Origin of the sequence: Pseudomonas sp. A-B-19 (genome assembly GCF_019947515.1) — a bacterium.
Lineage (GTDB): Bacteria > Pseudomonadota > Gammaproteobacteria > Pseudomonadales > Pseudomonadaceae > Aquipseudomonas.
This window is the reverse complement of record NZ_JAGYGN010000035.1, coordinates 21,360-38,358: the sequence shown is the minus strand read 5'-3', so window position 1 is coordinate 38,358 and position 16,999 is coordinate 21,360. Positions and strand designations below refer to the sequence as shown.

The 16,999-nt window shown below is 60.9% G+C and carries 16 protein-coding genes and 1 tRNA gene; 3 read left to right on the top strand and 14 right to left on the bottom strand.

Annotation, left to right across the window (positions count from 1 at the left end):
• The first annotated feature begins 175 nt into the window (after positions 1–175).
• Entirely contained in the window at positions 176–1,165 is a 990-nt protein-coding gene (locus KGA81_RS26880) for a sensor domain-containing diguanylate cyclase (protein WP_223550133.1), read from the top strand.
• A gap of 100 nt (positions 1,166–1,265) precedes the next feature.
• On the opposite strand, the gene KGA81_RS26875 is transcribed toward KGA81_RS26880, so the two are convergent.
• From KGA81_RS26875 to gabD, 3 genes are all read right to left on the bottom strand, one after another.
• Positions 1,266–2,480, bottom strand: coding sequence for a response regulator (locus KGA81_RS26875; protein ID WP_223550131.1), 1,215 nt, complete (start codon positions 2,478–2,480; stop codon positions 1,266–1,268).
• Positions 2,481–2,616: 136 nt separating this feature from the next.
• Entirely contained in the window at positions 2,617–3,894 is a 1,278-nt protein-coding gene (gene gabT / locus KGA81_RS26870) for a 4-aminobutyrate--2-oxoglutarate transaminase (protein ID WP_223550129.1), read from the bottom strand.
• 184 nt (positions 3,895–4,078) lie between these two features.
• On the bottom strand, positions 4,079–5,521 hold the full coding sequence (gene gabD / locus KGA81_RS26865; protein WP_223550127.1) for an NADP-dependent succinate-semialdehyde dehydrogenase: 1,443 nt from the start codon (positions 5,519–5,521) through the stop codon (positions 4,079–4,081).
• Positions 5,522–5,870: 349 nt separating this feature from the next.
• On the opposite strand from gabD, the gene KGA81_RS26860 reads away from it, so the two are divergent.
• A tRNA-Arg gene (locus KGA81_RS26860) sits at positions 5,871–5,947 on the top strand.
• Between the two features lie 70 nt (positions 5,948–6,017).
• Here KGA81_RS26860 and KGA81_RS26855 read toward each other — a convergent pair.
• From KGA81_RS26855 to KGA81_RS26840, 4 genes are all read right to left on the bottom strand, one after another.
• Complete coding sequence (locus KGA81_RS26855; RefSeq protein WP_223550125.1) at positions 6,018–6,326, bottom strand: type II toxin-antitoxin system RelE/ParE family toxin; 309 nt, start codon at positions 6,324–6,326, stop codon at positions 6,018–6,020.
• Positions 6,323–6,622, bottom strand: coding sequence for a type II toxin-antitoxin system prevent-host-death family antitoxin (locus KGA81_RS26850; RefSeq protein WP_223550123.1), 300 nt, complete (start codon positions 6,620–6,622; stop codon positions 6,323–6,325). Before KGA81_RS26850 ends, KGA81_RS26855 begins: the two co-directional genes overlap by 4 nt.
• Positions 6,623–6,740: 118 nt before the next feature.
• Positions 6,741–7,010, bottom strand: coding sequence for a hypothetical protein (locus tag KGA81_RS26845; RefSeq protein WP_223550121.1), 270 nt, complete (start codon positions 7,008–7,010; stop codon positions 6,741–6,743).
• Between the two features lie 42 nt (positions 7,011–7,052).
• Positions 7,053–7,613, bottom strand: a complete 561-nt coding sequence (locus KGA81_RS26840; RefSeq protein WP_223550119.1) for a YbhB/YbcL family Raf kinase inhibitor-like protein — start codon at positions 7,611–7,613, stop codon at positions 7,053–7,055.
• 139 nt (positions 7,614–7,752) lie between these two features.
• Between KGA81_RS26840 and KGA81_RS26835 the strand changes: the two genes are divergently transcribed.
• Positions 7,753–9,282 (top strand): FAD-dependent oxidoreductase, encoded by a 1,530-nt coding sequence (locus KGA81_RS26835; RefSeq protein WP_223550117.1) that lies wholly within the window; start codon positions 7,753–7,755, stop codon positions 9,280–9,282.
• A 67-nt stretch (positions 9,283–9,349) separates the two neighbouring features.
• Here KGA81_RS26835 and KGA81_RS26830 read toward each other — a convergent pair whose 3' ends face one another.
• The 7 genes from KGA81_RS26830 to KGA81_RS26800 form a co-directional block, all read right to left on the bottom strand.
• The gene (locus KGA81_RS26830) at positions 9,350–10,855 is read right to left on the bottom strand and encodes a YdgA family protein (RefSeq protein ID WP_223550115.1); all 1,506 of its coding nucleotides are present in this window, start codon (positions 10,853–10,855) and stop codon (positions 9,350–9,352) included.
• Positions 10,856–11,137: 282 nt separating this feature from the next.
• Positions 11,138–11,773: an NADH:ubiquinone oxidoreductase subunit N gene (locus tag KGA81_RS26825; RefSeq protein WP_223550113.1), complete on the bottom strand. Its 636-nt coding sequence runs from the start codon at positions 11,771–11,773 to the stop codon at positions 11,138–11,140.
• A 93-nt stretch (positions 11,774–11,866) separates the two neighbouring features.
• Positions 11,867–13,315: an efflux transporter outer membrane subunit gene (locus KGA81_RS26820; RefSeq protein ID WP_223550111.1), complete on the bottom strand. Its 1,449-nt coding sequence runs from the start codon at positions 13,313–13,315 to the stop codon at positions 11,867–11,869.
• Entirely contained in the window at positions 13,312–14,199 is an 888-nt protein-coding gene (locus KGA81_RS26815) for an HlyD family secretion protein (RefSeq protein ID WP_223550109.1), read from the bottom strand. The genes KGA81_RS26820 and KGA81_RS26815 overlap by 4 nt, the downstream gene beginning before the upstream one ends.
• A complete protein-coding gene (locus KGA81_RS26810) occupies positions 14,196–14,405 on the bottom strand; it encodes a DUF1656 domain-containing protein (RefSeq protein WP_007975639.1) in 210 nt (69 codons plus the stop codon). The genes KGA81_RS26815 and KGA81_RS26810 overlap by 4 nt, the downstream gene beginning before the upstream one ends.
• Entirely contained in the window at positions 14,402–16,474 is a 2,073-nt protein-coding gene (locus tag KGA81_RS26805) for an FUSC family protein (protein WP_223550107.1), read from the bottom strand. Before KGA81_RS26805 ends, KGA81_RS26810 begins: the two co-directional genes overlap by 4 nt.
• Positions 16,471–16,899: a MarR family winged helix-turn-helix transcriptional regulator gene (locus tag KGA81_RS26800; protein WP_223550105.1), complete on the bottom strand. Its 429-nt coding sequence runs from the start codon at positions 16,897–16,899 to the stop codon at positions 16,471–16,473. The genes KGA81_RS26805 and KGA81_RS26800 overlap by 4 nt, the downstream gene beginning before the upstream one ends.
• Positions 16,900–16,999: the final 100 nt, after the last annotated feature.

The window sequence follows — 16,999 nt, the reverse complement described above, 5'->3', positions numbered from 1 at the left end:
TGATTGGTGGCCGCAAAAAAGCATCGCCAGTACCGCCCGGCGGGAGCCGGTTCCCTAGCCACAAAAGGCGGGAACTTCATCTAAAAACACCTATCTCAAAGACACTTCGCCATCCCCGGCGGGCTTGGTAATGGCCGTTATCGAACACGCGGCATGCCCTTTGAGATTTGTGTCGATGGCCCAAAAAAACCTGCAAGACTCATCTCCGACCCATTGGCCCGAGGCCGCGCAGACCCTGATGGCGCTGATGCACGCCCAAGGCGAAGTCGCACGACTGAGCGAACGCGAGCAGTTGTTCAACACCTTGCTGGCGAGCGTCAACGCGGTGCTGTGGGCATTCGATTGGGAAACCCGCCGGGTGCTTTACGTCAGCCCCGCCTATGAACGGATCTTTGGCCGTTCGGCCAATCTGCTGCTGGCCAACTGCGATCAATGGCGCGACAACATCTATCCCGACGACCTGGACTATGCCGAACGCAGCCTGGCCGAAGTGCTGGACAAAGGCGCCGTGGAAGACCGCGAGTATCGAATCATTGCCGCCGACGGCCAGGTGCGCTGGCTCAGCGACAAATGCTACATCAACCGCCAGGCCGAGCCGGGGGAACCGGTGATCATCGTCGGCATCGCCGAAGACATCACCGACAAGAAGCGGATGGAAAGTGAACTGCACCGCCTGGCCACCACCGACGCCCTGACCCAGAGCAGCAATCGCCGGCACTTCTTCGAATGCGCCCACCGCGCGTTCGCCCACGCCCGGCAACAGGGCGAGCCGCTGTCGTTCCTGATGCTGGACATCGATAACTTCAAAATAATCAACGACACCTACGGCCACCAGGAAGGCGACAACGTGCTGCAACGTATTGCCGATAGCGGCCGCGCCGCGTTGCGCCGTGGCGACCTGTTCGGGCGCATTGGCGGTGAGGAGTTCGCGGCGGTGTTTCCCGGCTGTACACCGCAGATGGCCCTGCAAGTGGCGGAACGCTTGCAACTGCAGATTCAGCGACTGCGTTTCAGCCATGAAGGCCAAACGTTCGGCATCACCGTCAGCCAGGGCCTGACCAGCCTGACCGCCGCGGACGAAAACGTGGAAAACCTGTTTTCCCGGGCGGATGCCGCGATGTACCAGGCCAAGCGCGACGGCAAGAACCGGATTGTCACCGCCTAAGGCCCTGTAGGAGCTGGCTTGCCAGCGAAGGCGGTATATCTGACACACCTCGTTGCCTGGATTCGCTGGCAAGCCAGCTCCTACAGGTTTTTCGTCGATCTTATTTTTTGCGCAAACGCATCAACTCCGGCAAGCCGATCTTGAGCAGCCGCGCCGTCCGGCTCTTCGCCAGCGCCTCGATGCCCTCATGCTCGGTCAGGCGTGCCATCTGCGCCGCCATGTTCATCACCAGCGCTTCGCGCGAGTAAACCCCGCCACCGAGCTGGTAGGCCGCCGCAATCAGCTCCCGCAACTCCAGCGGCAGACGCCAGCGCGTACGCAGGGCCGAACCATAGGCCGCGCCAAACTCAGCCAGCACTTCGCCCACTTCCTCCTGCTCGTCCAGTTCGCCGCCGGCCTGTTTCCATTCCTGCAGACAGCGCAGCAATGCCAGATCGCCGAGACGATGCAACATGCCAGCGCAATAGCAGCGCTCCTGATCCAGATCGAGCAAGCGCGCCAGGGTTCGTGCGTATTCGGCGGTGTGCAGGGACAGTTCCCAGTTACGCTCGGCATAGTCGGCCAATTGCGGATCGCTGAGCCGGGCACTGCGCTTGAGCGCCAGCCCGAGAATCAGGTTCATGCTCTGCCCGGTACCCAGGCGATGCAGTGCCTGGGACAGGGTTTGCACCGCGGCGCCGTGGTGCTGGGCCGCGCTGTTGGCAGCGGCGATCAGCACAGCGGTAACCTGCGGATCGGTGCGGATTTCGTCTTCCAGCACCGTCAGGTCGAGACCATTGGGGTTGAGGCTGCGTTTGACCGCCACTTGCACGTCGGTCATCAATGGCGCGCCGTCAGCCAATTCACGTCGACGCTCCAAATACACCGACAATGTCATGCCCGGCGCCAGCGCCGGCACTTCGCATGAGACTTCTTCGCCAGCGTTCAGCAGCAACGCCTGCAACCGCTGAGTCAGGCTTTGCATGTTCAGGGGCTTGGTCAGGTATGCGGCCGGAGCCAGCGGCAAGGCCTCGCGCACGCTGGCGCTGTCGTTGCGACTGCTCATCAGAATGAACGGCATGGGTGGATTGCGTTTGTGCTGGCGGATGCTGCGCAGCACATTCAGGCCATCGACACCCGGCAACTCCCAGTCGGCGATCACCAGGTCATAGGGGTTGTCCGCCAGCAACTCCAAGGCCTGCCGACCATCGGCGCACAGATCCAGCCGCGCATCGCAGCGTACACTCAACAACACTTCCTTGAGCAAATCCCGGGACCAAGGGTCGGCCTCGGCAATCAGGACTCTCGGAACCGCGGGTAAAATGACGGTTGTCATACAGCTCTCCCTGGCAATGCTGGAACCTTAGCCAATGCTGGCCATTCGATACAGCGCTAATGCGCGGGATGCGTTTCAAGAGCCATGAAAAAACCCGCCGAAGCGGGTTTTTTGTGGATCAGGTCACACTGGGTGATCAGAGCTCGGAGAAGCACTCTTCGATGATCGCCAGACCTTTGTCCAGTTGCTCGTCCGGCGAGGTCAGCGGTACCAGGACGCGCAGAACGTTGCCGTAGGTGCCGCAGGACAGCAGGATCAGACCCTTGTCGCGAGCCTTGGCCACAACGGACGCCACAGCTGCAGCGTTCGGCTTGTGGCTGTCGCCGTTTTCGAACAGCTCGACCGCGATCATCGCGCCCAGGGCGCGGACTTCACCAATCACCGGGTACTTGGCCTGGATGGCCTTCAGACCGGTAACCAGACGCTCGCCAACAGCCTTGCAGCGGTCCAGCAGGTGCTCTTCCTCGAACACTTCCATCACGGCCAGGGCCGCGGCGCAAGCGATCGGGCTACCGGCGTAGGTGCCGCCCAGGCCGCCTGGAGCGATGGCGTCCATGTATTCGGCCTTGCCGCACACACCGGCCAGCGGGAAGCCGCCAGCAATGGATTTGGCGAAGGTGGTCAGGTCGGCGGCAACGCCCATCTGTTCCATGGCGAAGAAGGTGCCGGTACGGCCTGCGCCAGTCTGTACTTCGTCAGCGATCAGCAGGATGCCGTGCTGGTCGCACAGGGCGCGCAGACGCTTCATGAACTCTTTCGGAGCGACGTAGAAACCGCCTTCGCCCTGAACCGGTTCGATGATGATCGCGGCGATGTCTTTCGGCTCGGCGTCGTTCTTGAAGATGCGTTCGATGGAAGCGATCGAATCGTCGATGCTCACACCGTGCAGTTCGTTCGGGTACAGCGCGCGGAAGATGCCGCCTGGCATCAGGCCCATGCCGGCCGAGTAAGGCACGACTTTACCGGTCAGGCCCAGGGTCATCATGGTGCGACCGTGGTAAGCGCCGGTGAACGCGATCACGCCGGCACGGCCAGTGGCGGCACGGGCGATCTTGATGGAGTTTTCCACGGCTTCGGAGCCGGTGGTCACCAGCAGGGTTTTCTTGGCGAAATCGCCTGGCACCCTGGCGTTGATTTTTTCGCACACTTCCACGTACGGCTCGTAGGCCAGTACCTGGAAGCAGGTGTGGGTCAGCTTGTTCAGCTGTTCGGTCACGGCGGCGATGACTTTCGGGTGCAGGTGGCCGGTGTTCAGCACAGCGATACCGCCGGCGAAATCGATGAATTCACGACCTTCAACGTCGGTTACGGTCGCGTTCTTCGCGGAATCGGCGAAGATCGGGTGAATCTGGCCAACACCACGTGGAACAGCAGCGGTACGGCGGGCCATCAAATCAGCGTTAGTCTTGCTCATACAGTCCTCATTCACCGCTCATCGGGCGGCGTGGTTCAAGGATAAAGCGACGGGAAGCAACGGCGGCAGCATGCGATGATCGACTGCCACAGCGTTCCCGGCCACCGAGAAAATTCCGGTTTGAAGCGGCGCAAAGGGACAGCGCTCTCGTGCCCTTTGCGCTTGAAGCAATGCTCTTACTGGCTTAGATGCCCAGGCAGAGGTATTTGATTTCCAGATAATCTTCGATGCCGTACTTGGAGCCTTCACGGCCCAGGCCCGAGGCCTTGATGCCGCCGAACGGCGCGACTTCGTTGGAGATCAACCCGGTATTGACGCCGACCATGCCGTATTCCAGGGCTTCAGCCACACGGAACACACGACCCAGGTCGCGAGCATAGAAGTACGAGGCCAGACCGAACTCGGTGTCGTTGGACATCGCGATCACATCGGCTTCGTCTTTGAAGCGGAACAGTGGAGCCAGTGGGCCGAAGGTTTCTTCCTTGGCCACGGCCGCGTTGTTCGGCACGTTGGTCAGGATGGTCGGCTCGAAGAAGTTGCCTTCCATCGACTTGCCGCCGGACAGCACGGTGGCGCCTTTGGAAACGGCGTCGGCAATGTGCTCTTGCACCTTGGCCACGGCTTTTTCGTCGATCAGCGGGCCAGTGGTGGTGCCGACTTCCAGACCGTTACCAATCTTGAGCTTGGCCACAGCGGCCTTGAGCTTCTCGGCGAACGCGTCGTAGACCGAGTCCTGAATGTACAGGCGGTTGGCGCAGACGCAGGTCTGACCGTTGTTGCGATACTTGGAAATGATCGCGCCTTCGACGGCCTTATCCAGGTCCGCGTCGTCGAACACGATGAATGGCGCGTTGCCGCCCAGTTCCAGGGACACTTTCTTGATGTCCTTGGCGCATTCCGACATCAGTTGACGACCGATTTCGGTCGAACCGGTGAAGGACAGCTTGCGCACGATCGGGTTGCTGGTCAGCTCGCTACCGATGTCGCCGGCGCTGCCGGAAACCACGCTGAACACGCCAGCCGGGATGCCCGCACGCTGGGCCAGTTCAGCCAGGGCGAAGGCGGAGAAAGGAGTCTGCGAAGCAGGCTTGAGCACCATGGTGCAGCCGGCGGCCAGGGCCGGGCCGGCTTTACGGGTGATCATTGCAGCCGGGAAGTTCCACGGGGTGATGGCAGCGGTCACGCCGATCGGCTGCTTGATCACGATCAGGCGCTTGTCTGGCTGGTGGCCCGGAATCACATCACCGTAGATACGCTTGGCTTCTTCGGCGAACCACTCGATGAAGGAAGCGGCGTAAACGATTTCGCCCTTGGCTTCGGCCAACGGCTTGCCTTGCTCCAGGGTCATCAGGCGAGCCAGGTCATCCTGGTTCTCGATGATCAGCTCGAACCAGCGACGCAGCTTGGTCGCACGCTCTTTGGCGGTCAGTGCACGCCAGGCCGGCAGCGCCTTGTCGGCAGCTTCGATCGCACGGCGGGTTTCGGCAGCGCCCATTTTCGGCACGGTGCCCAGAATTTCGCCCGTTGCCGGGTTGTTGACCTTGATCGTCTGACCATTGTCCGCATCAACCCACGCGCCATCGATAAAGGCTTGCTGGCGGAACAACTGGGTGTCTTTAAGCTGCATGTCGGCTTTCCTTAACAGCACCGCAATGAATGCGGAGCAAATTATGATTGTTGAAAGGCGCCTCGATAGGCTGCCGTCAGGGAAATCATTCACCGGGCTGAAGCACATAAATAGCGCACTGATTCAAATCGCGCGGTTCAGCACCCAGATATGAGCGTTTGAAATCTCAAACGAATCCTAGGATCAAAGGGGGTAAAGGACAATAGCCTGTTCGAAAAAAAGAACGAAAACGACGCTTTTGCCTATTTTTTCTGATCAACGTAGCAAACGCGCGTTACAGCTTTAAAAAAACGCAGGCGATTCAGCAGCATGGACGCCCGCAGCGCATATGCGTATCATGGCGCCCGCTGCACCAGTAGCTCAGCTGGATAGAGTACTGCCCTCCGAAGGCAGGGGTCGTGGGTTCGAATCCCGCCTGGTGCACCATACGTTGTAGCGAGAAAGCCTCAGGCCGTTGGGTCTGGGGCTTTTTTGTGGGTGTTTGAAGGCTTGGCGCCTAATGATCAATGCTGTTTTTTTCAAACAGCCGGGCGATGTCTCTCGCGCTATGCAGCACACGTTCGACCTTGATCCCGTCGTCCATCAAACAGTAGAAAACCAGATATCGACCATGGGCAAGCATTCGCAATCCCTTGGCGCAATCGTCTCTTGAAACACCCAGGTTCGGTTGATCGATCAATCGTGTGCACTGCGTGCGTAGCTCGCCCACAAACGTCCGGGCCCGTTCCGGGTTGTCTCGGGCGATAAAACGAGCGACTTGCAGCAGATCGTCCCGTGCCAATGCGGAGAAAAGCAGTTGCCTCATGGACGGTTTTGCTCGGCTGCTACCTCATCAATCAGCGCATCAAGCTCGGCAAACACTGTATCGGCAGCAATGGCCGGACGCGGATCGTTGCGGCTGGCTGCAATGGCTTCACGAAGTTCGGCAGCCTGTAGCCGATCCAGCAGCTGTTGATAGGCCGCGTGCGGTAAAAGATAGGCGGCAGGACGATTGTGGTTGAGCACGGCAACAGGCTCGGAACCCGCTTGCTCGATCACCGTGCTCGGGCTGCGCTTGAGCTCGGTGATGCTGACCGAACGGCTTGCAAGTAGCTGTTCCATGACGGCTCCAAAGGTACGAAAAAAAGTACCTTATAGTGTTCCATTCCCGGCATGAGGGTCAACGAATCTCCGACCGGTGCTGCCCTGGCTCACAAAAAAACCGCCGAAGCGGTTTTTATCATTCTGTCGTCCAGTCGAACTCGTCGTACTCATCATCGTCCTCGTCGTCCTCGAAAAACTCCTCTTCAAGGTCGTCGTCTTCAACTATGTCTTCTTCCGGCTGGTTCAGCAGAAAGTCCTTGCGACTCTCGGTAATCGCTCGCCGCAGTTCTTCACCCTTTTGCGGGCAGTTGAGCATTTGGGCGATGCGGTCGATTTTTTTTGCCACGGCATCCTCCAACGCATCGGCTATGGCCTGATAGTGCGCGCTTTCGGGTCGGGATGCCAAATTCCCCGAGCACTGCGCACTTCAGTTTATTCCTGAAGACGGTTAGCGGTGATAGCGTCGCACCACGCTGCTGTTTCTCAGGACGTGGCCTTTGATTTTTTCCAGCAGCTGCGCACGGGTCAGGCCGGCGGGCAAGGCGTCCGGGGCCAGATCCAGGGCGTAGATCTGGATGATGTAGTGGTGCGCGCTGTCGCCAACGGGTGGGCAGGGGCCGATGTAGCCGGTGGTGTTTTTGCTGTTGGTACCGCCGAAGCCTTCGAGGCCGGGCTTGGTCCCGGCACCGGCCGGGATCTGGTGGGTAGCGGCCTTGATGCCGTAATGCACCCAGTGATCGACGCCCTGGCCTTTCTGGCCGTCCGGGTCGTGCATGACGATGGCGTAGCTTTGGGTGGCGGCCGGGCCTGTGTTCCAGTTCAACGCCGGGGAAATGTTGTGCCCACCGCAGCCGGCGGCATCACTGGCGGCGACCGAGGTGAACAGACGGTCATCGGAGACACCGGGAATGTTCAGGGTGAAGCGTTCCTGTGCCTGCGCCGGGAACTGCACGCAAAGGGCGACTGCCAAGGCCGCGAGCCAAGGGTTCATTGAGGTCAATCGGGGCATACCGGAGCACCTTGTGCGTGTTGGGCCGTCGTCGGCGTGCAAACTATAGCCGGACCGTTCACGCCGTGGCAGGGGCAATTGGCTGAACCTCGCGATAAGTACCAGACTCATAAGTGAAACGTCTGTCTGGAGAGCGATCATGACTCTGCATCACGTTGCGCGTATCGCCAATGTACCCGAAGACCGGGGTCTGGAAGTGCAAGTCCAGGACAGCAGGATTCTGCTGTTGCGGGCCGGTGAGCAACTGCGCGCTTATCAGGCCGAATGCCCTCATGCCGGGGCCCCGCTGGCTGACGGCGCAGTATGCAACGGGCGCCTGACCTGTCCGTGGCACAAGGCGCAGTTTCGGATCGAGGATGGCGGGCTGTGTGAGCCGCCAGCCCTGGACAGCCTCAAGCGCTACCCCCTCGAAATCCGTGATGGCGACATCTGGGTCGGCGACCAACCGTTGTCGGACGCCCATACGCCACCGGCCGACGATTCAAGGACTTTCGTTATCATCGGCGCTGGCGCGGCAGGTACGGCGGCAGCAGCGGCGTTGCGCGAGAAAGGTTTCGGCGGTCGGTTATTGTTGATCGATCGCGAGGCCGACGCCGGATACGACCGCACTGCGCTGAGCAAATACGTGATCGCCGGGGAGATGCCGCTGCACGAAGTCCCGCCGCTGCGTGACGAGGACTTTTACCGCGAGCAGCGGATCGAGCGTCTGCGAGGCGAAGTGGCAAGCCTGGATGCGCCAAACCGGACGCTGCGGCTGACTGACGGCCAGTCACTGACATACGACGCCGCGCTACTGGCCACCGGCGGTGTACCCAACCCGCTGACGCTGCCCGGCGCCGACCTGCCGCAGGTGTTCGTTTTACGCTCCAAAGCCCATGCACAGCAGATTCTGGACAGCGCCAGCGCCGGCCAGCGGGTCGTGATCATCGGCGACAGTTTCATTGCCATGGAGTCCGCCTCGTCCCTGCGCCAGCTTGGCCTGCACGTGACCGTACTGGCCCACCACGAAGTGCCGTTTGCCAAACAGTTCGGAGAAACGGTCGGCAAGGCCATTCGCGCGCGGCATGAAGCCAATGGCGTCGTGTTTCATACCCGGGGCAATGCGGCACAGATCGAAGGAACGGACAAGGTCGAAGCCGTGCGCCTGGACAACGGCCAACGCTTGCCGGCCGATCTGGTGCTGGTCGGCATTGGCGTCACGCCCGCCACCGCCGCCTTCACCGGGCTGGTGAAAGAGCAGGATCACTCGCTGCGTGTCGACGGCACAATGCGCGTGGCCGACGGCCTCTGGGCGGCTGGCGATATCGCCACGTTCCCACTGAACAACCAATACCTGCGCATCGAACACTGGCGACTGGCCCAGCAGCAAGCGCGGATCGCCGCAGCGAATATGCTGGGTGGTGATGAGCATTACCTCGACGTGCCGTTTTTCTGGACCTGGCATTTCGGCAAAACCTACGACTACCTCGGGCGCGCCGAGGCCTGGGACGAGGTCGAGTTCAAGGGCGACCCTTACGATCCGCCCTTCATAGGCCTGTTCGGAAAAAATGGTGTGGTGTCGGCGGCGGTCGCCTGCGAGATGGACCGGGCCATGGCGATGCTCGCCGAGCGGATGAAACAAACGCTGCCATGGGAAGAGGCATGGCGACTGATCCGTGACGTTCCGTAGCGGACAGCAAAACGCCCGGCGCCTGCGCGATGCACAGGCCGGGCGTTGCCGGGTTACACGGTCGCCGTTACTCGGTGGCGCCAGCACCCTGGAACTTGCTCATGACAAAACCGGCAAACTCTTCGACGGTCATTTTCTGGCCGTTGAAGTCCACCTGATTGTTGGCGTAATGCAAGTTGGTGACGATGTTGTTGCCGTCCAGTTTTGCCAGTTGGCTGCCGACCGCCATGCTGCTGAACATGTCTGCGGTGGCGGTGGCCTGATCGGCAATCAGCTTGGCGTCGGTCTGACCGTCGATTTGCGATTGCACGGTAAGCACATCGACCAGCATGGGCTTGGACACTTGCAGTTTGAAGTCCAGCAGCGCAATCAGCTGCCTGACCAGTTGCTCGGTCGGCAGATCGATGGCTTGCGGCTTGGTCAGGTCGAGCACCATATTGGCGCGGCTCTCACCATTGGCGGTGTTGAACGATAGATTTTCCAGGGCCACTTGCGGACCGGCCGCCAGCAGTTTTTCCAGACTGGACTTGAGCAGTGCTTCTTCGGTTTCGGTCAGATTCAGCTCCGGCGCCGGCAGACCGGCCGCCGTCGCTTCGGCTGCCACCCGCTCATACGGCTGCAGTTTGCTCTGGTAAATCTGCATCAACGACAGGCTCGCCGGAATATCGAGGTTCTTCAGGCTCATGGTCAGCGCACCGGAGCCGATGGTCTTGCCATTCAGGGACACTTCGCCGACCTTGTAATCGGCACGCCCGGAGGCGTTGCTGCCCATTTCTTCGGTCAGGTTCTTCATCTCGAATTTCTTGAAGTCCAGCACCGACTGCTTGACGCCAAAAGTCGATTTTCCGCTGGCCAGTTCAAGGACGTTTTCGCCGGTGTAGAAACCGTAGGTACTTTTTGTCAGGTTGCTGGCCAGGGTCAGGCCGTTCAATTCAACCTGCACCGGTGCCTGGTCTTCGGACACGGTGGTCAGTTTCAGGCTGTCCATGTAGCCTTTGGCCTTGACCTTCTGCGCCTGGGCGCTGGCATCGACGTCCATGCTCAAGCCGGAGAACTTCATGCTCGACTTGTCATCCAGCGCCATTTCCAGCGGCTGCAACTCGAAGGTGCCATTGGTCGCGTTGTCATAGCCGATGTTGACCACGCCGGTCAGCGGGGATTTGTCCTTGGCGGCGGCGAACCACTTTTCGGTAGACGGGGTCTTTTCCAGTTCGTAGTGATTGGTCGCCAGGACTGGCAACCACTTCAGCGACATCAGACGCGAAAGCGGCAACGGGCCGTGTTCGATGTGATCGACAAACAGCAACTCGACCGGCGCTTCGCCGAACATTTCGCCTTCGCCCTTGAGGCGGTAGTGCGCGGTGCTGCTCAATACATGACGCTCCAGCGACACCAGTTCCAGCGACGCGGTGCCGTTGGAGCCGACCATGGCCGCCTGTAATTCCTTGTTGGCATTGGCAATCGAGGTGTTCAACACGCCTTCGATCCTGGTGCCGGTGAACCAGGCTCCGCCTGCGCTGACGGCACCGATTGCGACAACGATTCCCAGTAGAACGCCTGCTGATTTATTCATGTATGACCCGTTCAATGTCCGTTGTTGAAAGCGAGGTCGTCTTCCCTGAACCCATGACAGGTTGCGGCTCGACTGCGCTGAAAGTGGCATGCAGATTAGCATCGGGCGCGACGAACGGCCCAATGATTAAAGGTGAAAGAGTGTCTCGTGGACAGTCATATAAGGGCTGAGCGTTTCGGTGGATGTTCTGACGCCTTCGCTGGCAAGCCAGCTCCTATAGGGATCACCTTGTACCGTAGGAGCTGGCTTGCCAGCGAAGGCGCCAGCCTTGCCAACACAGAATCAGGAATACTGGACCTCGATCTCATCCAGCTGATGATCAAAGCTTTTGAGCCGCGCAGTCCAGGTGTACACCAGCACTTCGAAGTCGCGGTTGATGACCGCCCCGCCCGTCACTTCCGTACGCGGGTCGCAGACGTCCAGTTGATAACGTTCGCGGGCCATGGCCGTGGCGACATCGGCCAGTTCCCGGGCATTGCTGAGCCAGTGCCGACCGTCGTCAGCCACCTGCCGGTCCAGCGCCAGGCATTGTTTTTTCAGGCTCTCGAGGCTTTTTTCCAGCGGCGTGCCGGTCAATTCGCCCATGACTTCCTGAAACGTGCGCCCCGGTTGCCAGTAACTGCCCCAGAAATAACGGTCGAACACTGTTTCGACACGACGCAACGCCACCTTGGTGTCCCAGATCAGGACCAGGGTCTTGCCTTGTTCGAGCTGTCTTTTCTTGATGCGTTGATTCTGGACCGAGGCCCAGGCCACCACCGCAATGGACATCACCGCAATCAGCGCGACGGCACTGTCGAGGAACGCCAGTGCCTTGTCGATCTGGTGGGCCAGCATGATGCCGTAGAAATAGGTGGCCGACAGCAGCACCAATGCCACGATGGCGCACCAGAAGCCGAGAGCATAAGGGTTTTTCATTCTTGGTTTCCCCCTGACCTGCGCGAGCCTTGAGCGAAGAAAGGGCACTCTGCACAAGGCGCCCCTCCAACACTTCAAAGCATAGCAACGGCCTCAGGGTTTGCCGGAGTTCGACGCTTGCGTTCGTCCGCTTTCCCAACCGCCACCCAGTGCGAGGAACAAATCGATCTGGCTCGCGGCAACCTGGGTGTTCGCGGCCGCCAGTTGCGCCGTGACGTCGGTGTAGGTGCGGGTGGCCTGCAGGTCAGCCAGGAAAGACTCTCGGCCAGCCTGGAAAAAACGATGGGTCTGGTCGGCCGCCAGTTTCGCCGATTGCTCGGCATCGGCCAGAGCGTCGCGGCGTTGCAGCAATGCGCTGTACTGGGCGAGGCTGGTCTGGGTTTCGCGAATGGCATTGAGCACCACCCCATCGAAATGCGCCAGCGTCGCCTGGGTCACCGCTTCGGCTTCGCGGATCCGCGCCCGGGCGCCGTTGGTCGGCACCTTCCAGCTCAGCGACGGGCCGAAGCCCCAGCGGTTGGTGGACGGATCGCCGAGATCGTCCAGGATACCGACGGTACCGATGGTCGCGCCGATGCTGATATTCGGGTACAGCTCACCCGTGGCGACGCCAATACCGGCCGTCGCGGCCGCCAGCCGACGTTCGGCCTGCCGCACATCCGGGCGACGCTTGAGCAATGCGGCGCCATCGCCCACCGGAATCAATTGCGCGATTTTTGGCAGTTCGTCGCAGGTGGCGGTGCCGGCTGGCAGTTGATCCACCGGTTTGGCCAGCAACATCGACAAGCGGTACAGCCCGGCCTGCCGCGCGGCTTCATAGCGCGGCATGTCGGCGCGCAGGGATTTGAATTGGGTTTGCGAACGGGTGACCTGGGTTTCGTCACCACGTCCGGCATCGCGCAGACGCTGGATCAGCGTCGTGCTCTGGGCTTGCAGGTCGAGGGAGTGCTGGGCAATTTCCCGCTCTTCATTGGCCGCGCACACCTGGGTGTACGCCCGAACCACGTCGGCCACCACGGTGATGCGTGCCGTATCGGCGGCGGCCTGTGTCGCATCAGCATTGGCCTTGGCCGCTTCGATGCCGCGTTGCAAGGTGCCGAACAGGTCGAACTGGTACGACGCGCTGATGCCGATATCGCCAATGTTGGCCACCGGCACTTTTTCCGGGATCAGGAAGGCCTGGCCGGACTCCTGCAAGCGCTGGGCGCCCATCTGTACGCCGCCGCTCCAGCCGCCCGCCGCTTGCGCCTCATCAACCTGAGCGCGAGAGCGCGACAAGCTGGCCGCCGCCACGCGCAAATCGGTGTTGGAGGCCATGGCCTGCTGCACCAACTGATCGAGTCGCGGGTCCTGATACAAACGCCACCAATCGGCCGGCACCGGCGCAGACATCACTGTTTTGCCGTCGACCGCCAGATCGCCCTGCAAGTCTGAACGATGGACAGCCGCCTCTTCGGGCAAATGATAATCCGGCCCGACCATTTGACATGCCGACAGCAGCAAGCCCAATCCGGCGACCGCCAAACCCGAGGCCTTGCTCATTGCGCCGGCTCCCGCTTCTGATCGTCGATGATCGATACCGTGGCGGTACGCCCGGCAATCATGCGGAAATCTTCCGGCACGTCATCGAAGGCGATCCGCACCGGAATCCGCTGGGCCAACCGCACCCAGCTGAATGCCGGGTTGACGTTGGGCAGCAGGTTGTTGCCGCTGGTGCGGTCGCGATCTTCGATACCGGCAACGATGCTCTGCACATGTCCGCGCAGGCGCGCATTGTCGCCGATCACCCGGATGTCGACGTTCTGGCCGATGTGGATGCCATTCAGTTTGGTTTCTTCGAAGTAGCCATCGATATGGAACGAGTTGCTGTCGACCACCGACAACACCGCTCGCCCGGCGCTGACGAACTCCTGGGCCCGTGGCGCGCGGTCGTTGACGTAGCCGTCCACGGGGCTGCGGATCACCGAGCGGTCGAGGTTGAGCTGGGCGCTGTCCACTGCCACCTGGGCTTCCATCAAGGCCACTTGGGCGCGGGCCACTTTCGACTGGCTTTCTTCCAGTTGCTCACCCGGCACCAGATTGCCGAGCCCCTTGTTTCGCTTGGCCTCGCGTTGGGCCTGGGCCAGGGTTTCTTCGCGATCGGCGACGGACGCTTTTGCCTGGCGCAGCGCCAGTTTGAAGCGGTCTGGATCGATGCTGAACAGGACCTGGCCGCGCTTGACCAACTGGTTGTCGCGCACCTCCACTTGCTGGATCAGACCGGAAACGTCCGGGGCGATTTGCACGATGTCGGCACGGATGTGCCCGTCGCGGGTCCAGGGCGCGAACATGTAATACATGACCATGCGCCAGACCACGACAACGGCGAAACTCACGATCAGCAGGGTCAACACCACGCGACCCAGGGTAAGAAACGGTTTTTTCATGTCATCAGGTATCGACTGAGTGAGTCCACGGCGCCGAGCAGCAGGGCGTAGAGGGCCACGTTGAACAATGCCCGGTGCCAGACCAGACGGTAAAAGTGCAGGCGCGTCAGCACCCCGTGCACCAACAGGTACAACACATACGTAATGCCCATCAGCACCAGCAGTGTGGGCAGGAACACCCCGCTGACATCCAGGTCACCGATCATAGAGGCGCTCCATCAATGCCATGGGGAAGCGGTTCTTCGGGCTCGGCGGCGCCGACGAATTCGACGCCTGGCAACAAGGCCAGGCGCAGGCCGCTCAAGGCGTGCAGCAAATGCCGACGGGTTTCGTCATCGCCGGCACCGCTGAGGGCGCGACGGGTGCGATCGAGGGTCATCAACAACGGGCTCGGTGCCGGCAAGCGTTCACCGGCCTTGAGACAGGCCTTGAAGTACTCGCCAACCTCAGCCACCACCTGGTGCAACAGCACCTGCGGTACACCGAGGACCCGCGGCGTATAAGCGAGCAGGTCCAACAGATTCAGCGCCACCCGCACTTCCCGCAGCGCCACGCCGGAGTCCTGGCCGGTCATGGCCAGGCGCGGCAGATGCTGCATCAGCCGATCGAGCATCCGAATGCCCAGAAGTCGGTGCTCGGACAACGTGGCCGGCTCGGAGAGGCCGACAATGTCACGCCAACTGAAACGGGTCAGGCGCTTGGCTGCCAGCTCAGCACCGAACGGCCGGGCGATCAGGGTCCAGACGAACGCGAACAGCAGCCCCATGGGCCCTGCCAGGTTGGAGTTGGCGAAACTGAGGAAGTCCGCGTCGTAAGCGCCTTGAATGCTGATGAAGGACGAGGTGTTGACCAGGGTCAGCAGCATGCCCAGGTAGAACTGCGGCTTGACCGTCAGGGTGCCGACGCAAATGAACGGCACGGCAAACGCCAGCACCAGCATCGCAAAGTCATGCAGGTTGGGCAGCACCAGAAACAGATACAGGCTGGCGAACACCACTGACATCGCCGTCCAGAAAAAGAATCGGTAAATCTGCGGCGCCGGGTCGTCCATCGAGGCGAAGAAGCTGCACGCCACCGCCGCCAGGATCACTGCGCTGCCACCATCGGTCCAGCCGAGCAGAATCCACAATACCGAGGCGACAATGATCGCCGTAACGGTCGATGCGGCGGAATAGAACATCAGGCCGCGGTCCAGAAACGGTGTCAGCCGTCCCAGCCGCCAGTGCCGATACACCGCGCGCCAGCTTTCCTGGCTTTCGCACTGGATGGCGTATTGCAGGCTGCGACAGTCCTGCCACAAATCGATCCACTCGCCGAGGCGGTAAATGGCGTTGGAGAACAGCAGTTGCTTGCGATCGTCCAGCGCTTCGGGAGCAGGTTGCAGGGCCTCGAGTCGATCCTTCAGGGCTTGCCAGCGGTCGAGATCGGAATCCTTGTGTTCGAGCCATTCGGTGGTGGCGGCCAGCAACGGCGCGAACTTGTCCACAAGCTCCGGGGTGCGTCGTTCCAGTGCGTAAAGCGCGTCGTCGAGGGCATCGATCACTGGCAGCAGGTGAATCATCCGCCCACGCAACTCCTTGGTGTTGCGCACCGTCTGCGCACGCGAGCCTTCGTGGGGCAACTGACCGATCATCAACTCCAGAGAGTTGAACGTGGCGACCATCGATGCGCGCAATGCACTGACTTCTTCAGGCTGCACGTTGCGGCTGAGGAAGCGCAGGCTGTAGGTCGATGCATCGACAAACCATTTGCCCACCGAATCATTGAACACCGGCGCCAGACGCCGCGGCCAGAACATGGCACCGACCACCGCCGCCACGACGATGCCGAGAAAGATTTCTTCGGTCCGTGCTTCAGCCACGTCCCACACGCCCAACGGGTTGTTCACCACCGGCAGGGCGATCAACGGCAGGGTATAACCGGCGAGCATCAAGGCGTAGTTGTTGGCGGTGCGCAAATGCAGGGACAGAAACAGCAGCGTGCCGGTCCACAGCGCAATCACCACCACCAGCACGTAAGGGCTCTGCACGAACATCGGCACGAACAGCACCGCCGCCGCGGCGCCGATAAAGGTGCCGACCGCCCGGTACAATGCCTTGGAACTGGTAGGCCCGAGAAACGGGCTGGAAACGATGTACACCGTGGCCATCGCCCAGTACGGACGCGGCATTTGCATGAGCAGGGCGATGTACAACGCGATCATCGATGCAGCGAAGGTGCGGACTCCGTAGAACCAGTCCCGCGCCGGGGGCATGCCAGAGAAGAATCCGTTCAAGAGTTGGCCACCGATGGCGGCGTGGCCGCTTCAAAAGCTCTCAGTACCCGCAGCGTAGCCTCCAGATCACTCGGGGCAATGCCTTCAAGGACTTCGTGGCGCAAGCGCACCAGTTCCACTTCGACCGCCTGCACCAGCTCCCGACCGGTAGCGGTCAGGCTCAGGCATTTGGCGCGGCGATCCTGTGCATCTTCGGTGCGGCAGACGTAACCGGCATGGCACAGTTGATCGAGCAGGCGTACCAGCGACGGGCTCTCCATCCCTGCCGCCTGGGCCACCGTCACCTGGCGCACACCCTCGCCCAGACGCCCGATCATCAACAGCGGAACGGCGCAGGCTTCGGAGATTCCGTAGTTGACCAGCGTGGTCTGGCAGATTTTGCGCCAATGCCTGGCGGCCACCACCATGGCACTGCTGATGTTCATCTGGAGAACGTCGAGGTTATTCGGCACGAGGGAAAACACACACTGTTAGTTTGCTAACTATCAATATGCATTGGAGAGGATTTTCCGTCAAGTTTTGAAA

What these genes read in the sequence shown, in the direction of transcription:
- KGA81_RS26810 (WP_007975639.1), bottom strand. Translation starts at nt 14,405, where the DNA reads ATGATCGGTGACCTGGATGTCAGCGGGGTGTTCCTGCCCACACTGCTG.
- gabD (WP_223550127.1), bottom strand. Translation starts at nt 5,521, where the DNA reads ATGCAGCTTAAAGACACCCAGTTGTTCCGCCAGCAAGCCTTTATCGAT.
- KGA81_RS26855 (WP_223550125.1), bottom strand. Translation starts at nt 6,326, where the DNA reads ATGAGGCAACTGCTTTTCTCCGCATTGGCACGGGACGATCTGCTGCAA.
- KGA81_RS26825 (WP_223550113.1), bottom strand. Translation starts at nt 11,773, where the DNA reads ATGAAAAACCCTTATGCTCTCGGCTTCTGGTGCGCCATCGTGGCATTG.
- KGA81_RS26835 (WP_223550117.1), top strand. Translation starts at nt 7,753, where the DNA reads ATGACTCTGCATCACGTTGCGCGTATCGCCAATGTACCCGAAGACCGG.
- KGA81_RS26875 (WP_223550131.1), bottom strand. Translation starts at nt 2,480, where the DNA reads ATGACAACCGTCATTTTACCCGCGGTTCCGAGAGTCCTGATTGCCGAG.
- KGA81_RS26830 (WP_223550115.1), bottom strand. Translation starts at nt 10,855, where the DNA reads ATGAATAAATCAGCAGGCGTTCTACTGGGAATCGTTGTCGCAATCGGT.
- gabT (WP_223550129.1), bottom strand. Translation starts at nt 3,894, where the DNA reads ATGAGCAAGACTAACGCTGATTTGATGGCCCGCCGTACCGCTGCTGTT.
- KGA81_RS26880 (WP_223550133.1), top strand. Translation starts at nt 176, where the DNA reads ATGGCCCAAAAAAACCTGCAAGACTCATCTCCGACCCATTGGCCCGAG.
- KGA81_RS26850 (WP_223550123.1), bottom strand. Translation starts at nt 6,622, where the DNA reads ATGGAACAGCTACTTGCAAGCCGTTCGGTCAGCATCACCGAGCTCAAG.
- KGA81_RS26820 (WP_223550111.1), bottom strand. Translation starts at nt 13,315, where the DNA reads ATGAGCAAGGCCTCGGGTTTGGCGGTCGCCGGATTGGGCTTGCTGCTG.
- KGA81_RS26840 (WP_223550119.1), bottom strand. Translation starts at nt 7,613, where the DNA reads ATGCCCCGATTGACCTCAATGAACCCTTGGCTCGCGGCCTTGGCAGTC.
- KGA81_RS26800 (WP_223550105.1), bottom strand. Translation starts at nt 16,899, where the DNA reads ATGAACATCAGCAGTGCCATGGTGGTGGCCGCCAGGCATTGGCGCAAA.
- KGA81_RS26815 (WP_223550109.1), bottom strand. Translation starts at nt 14,199, where the DNA reads ATGAAAAAACCGTTTCTTACCCTGGGTCGCGTGGTGTTGACCCTGCTG.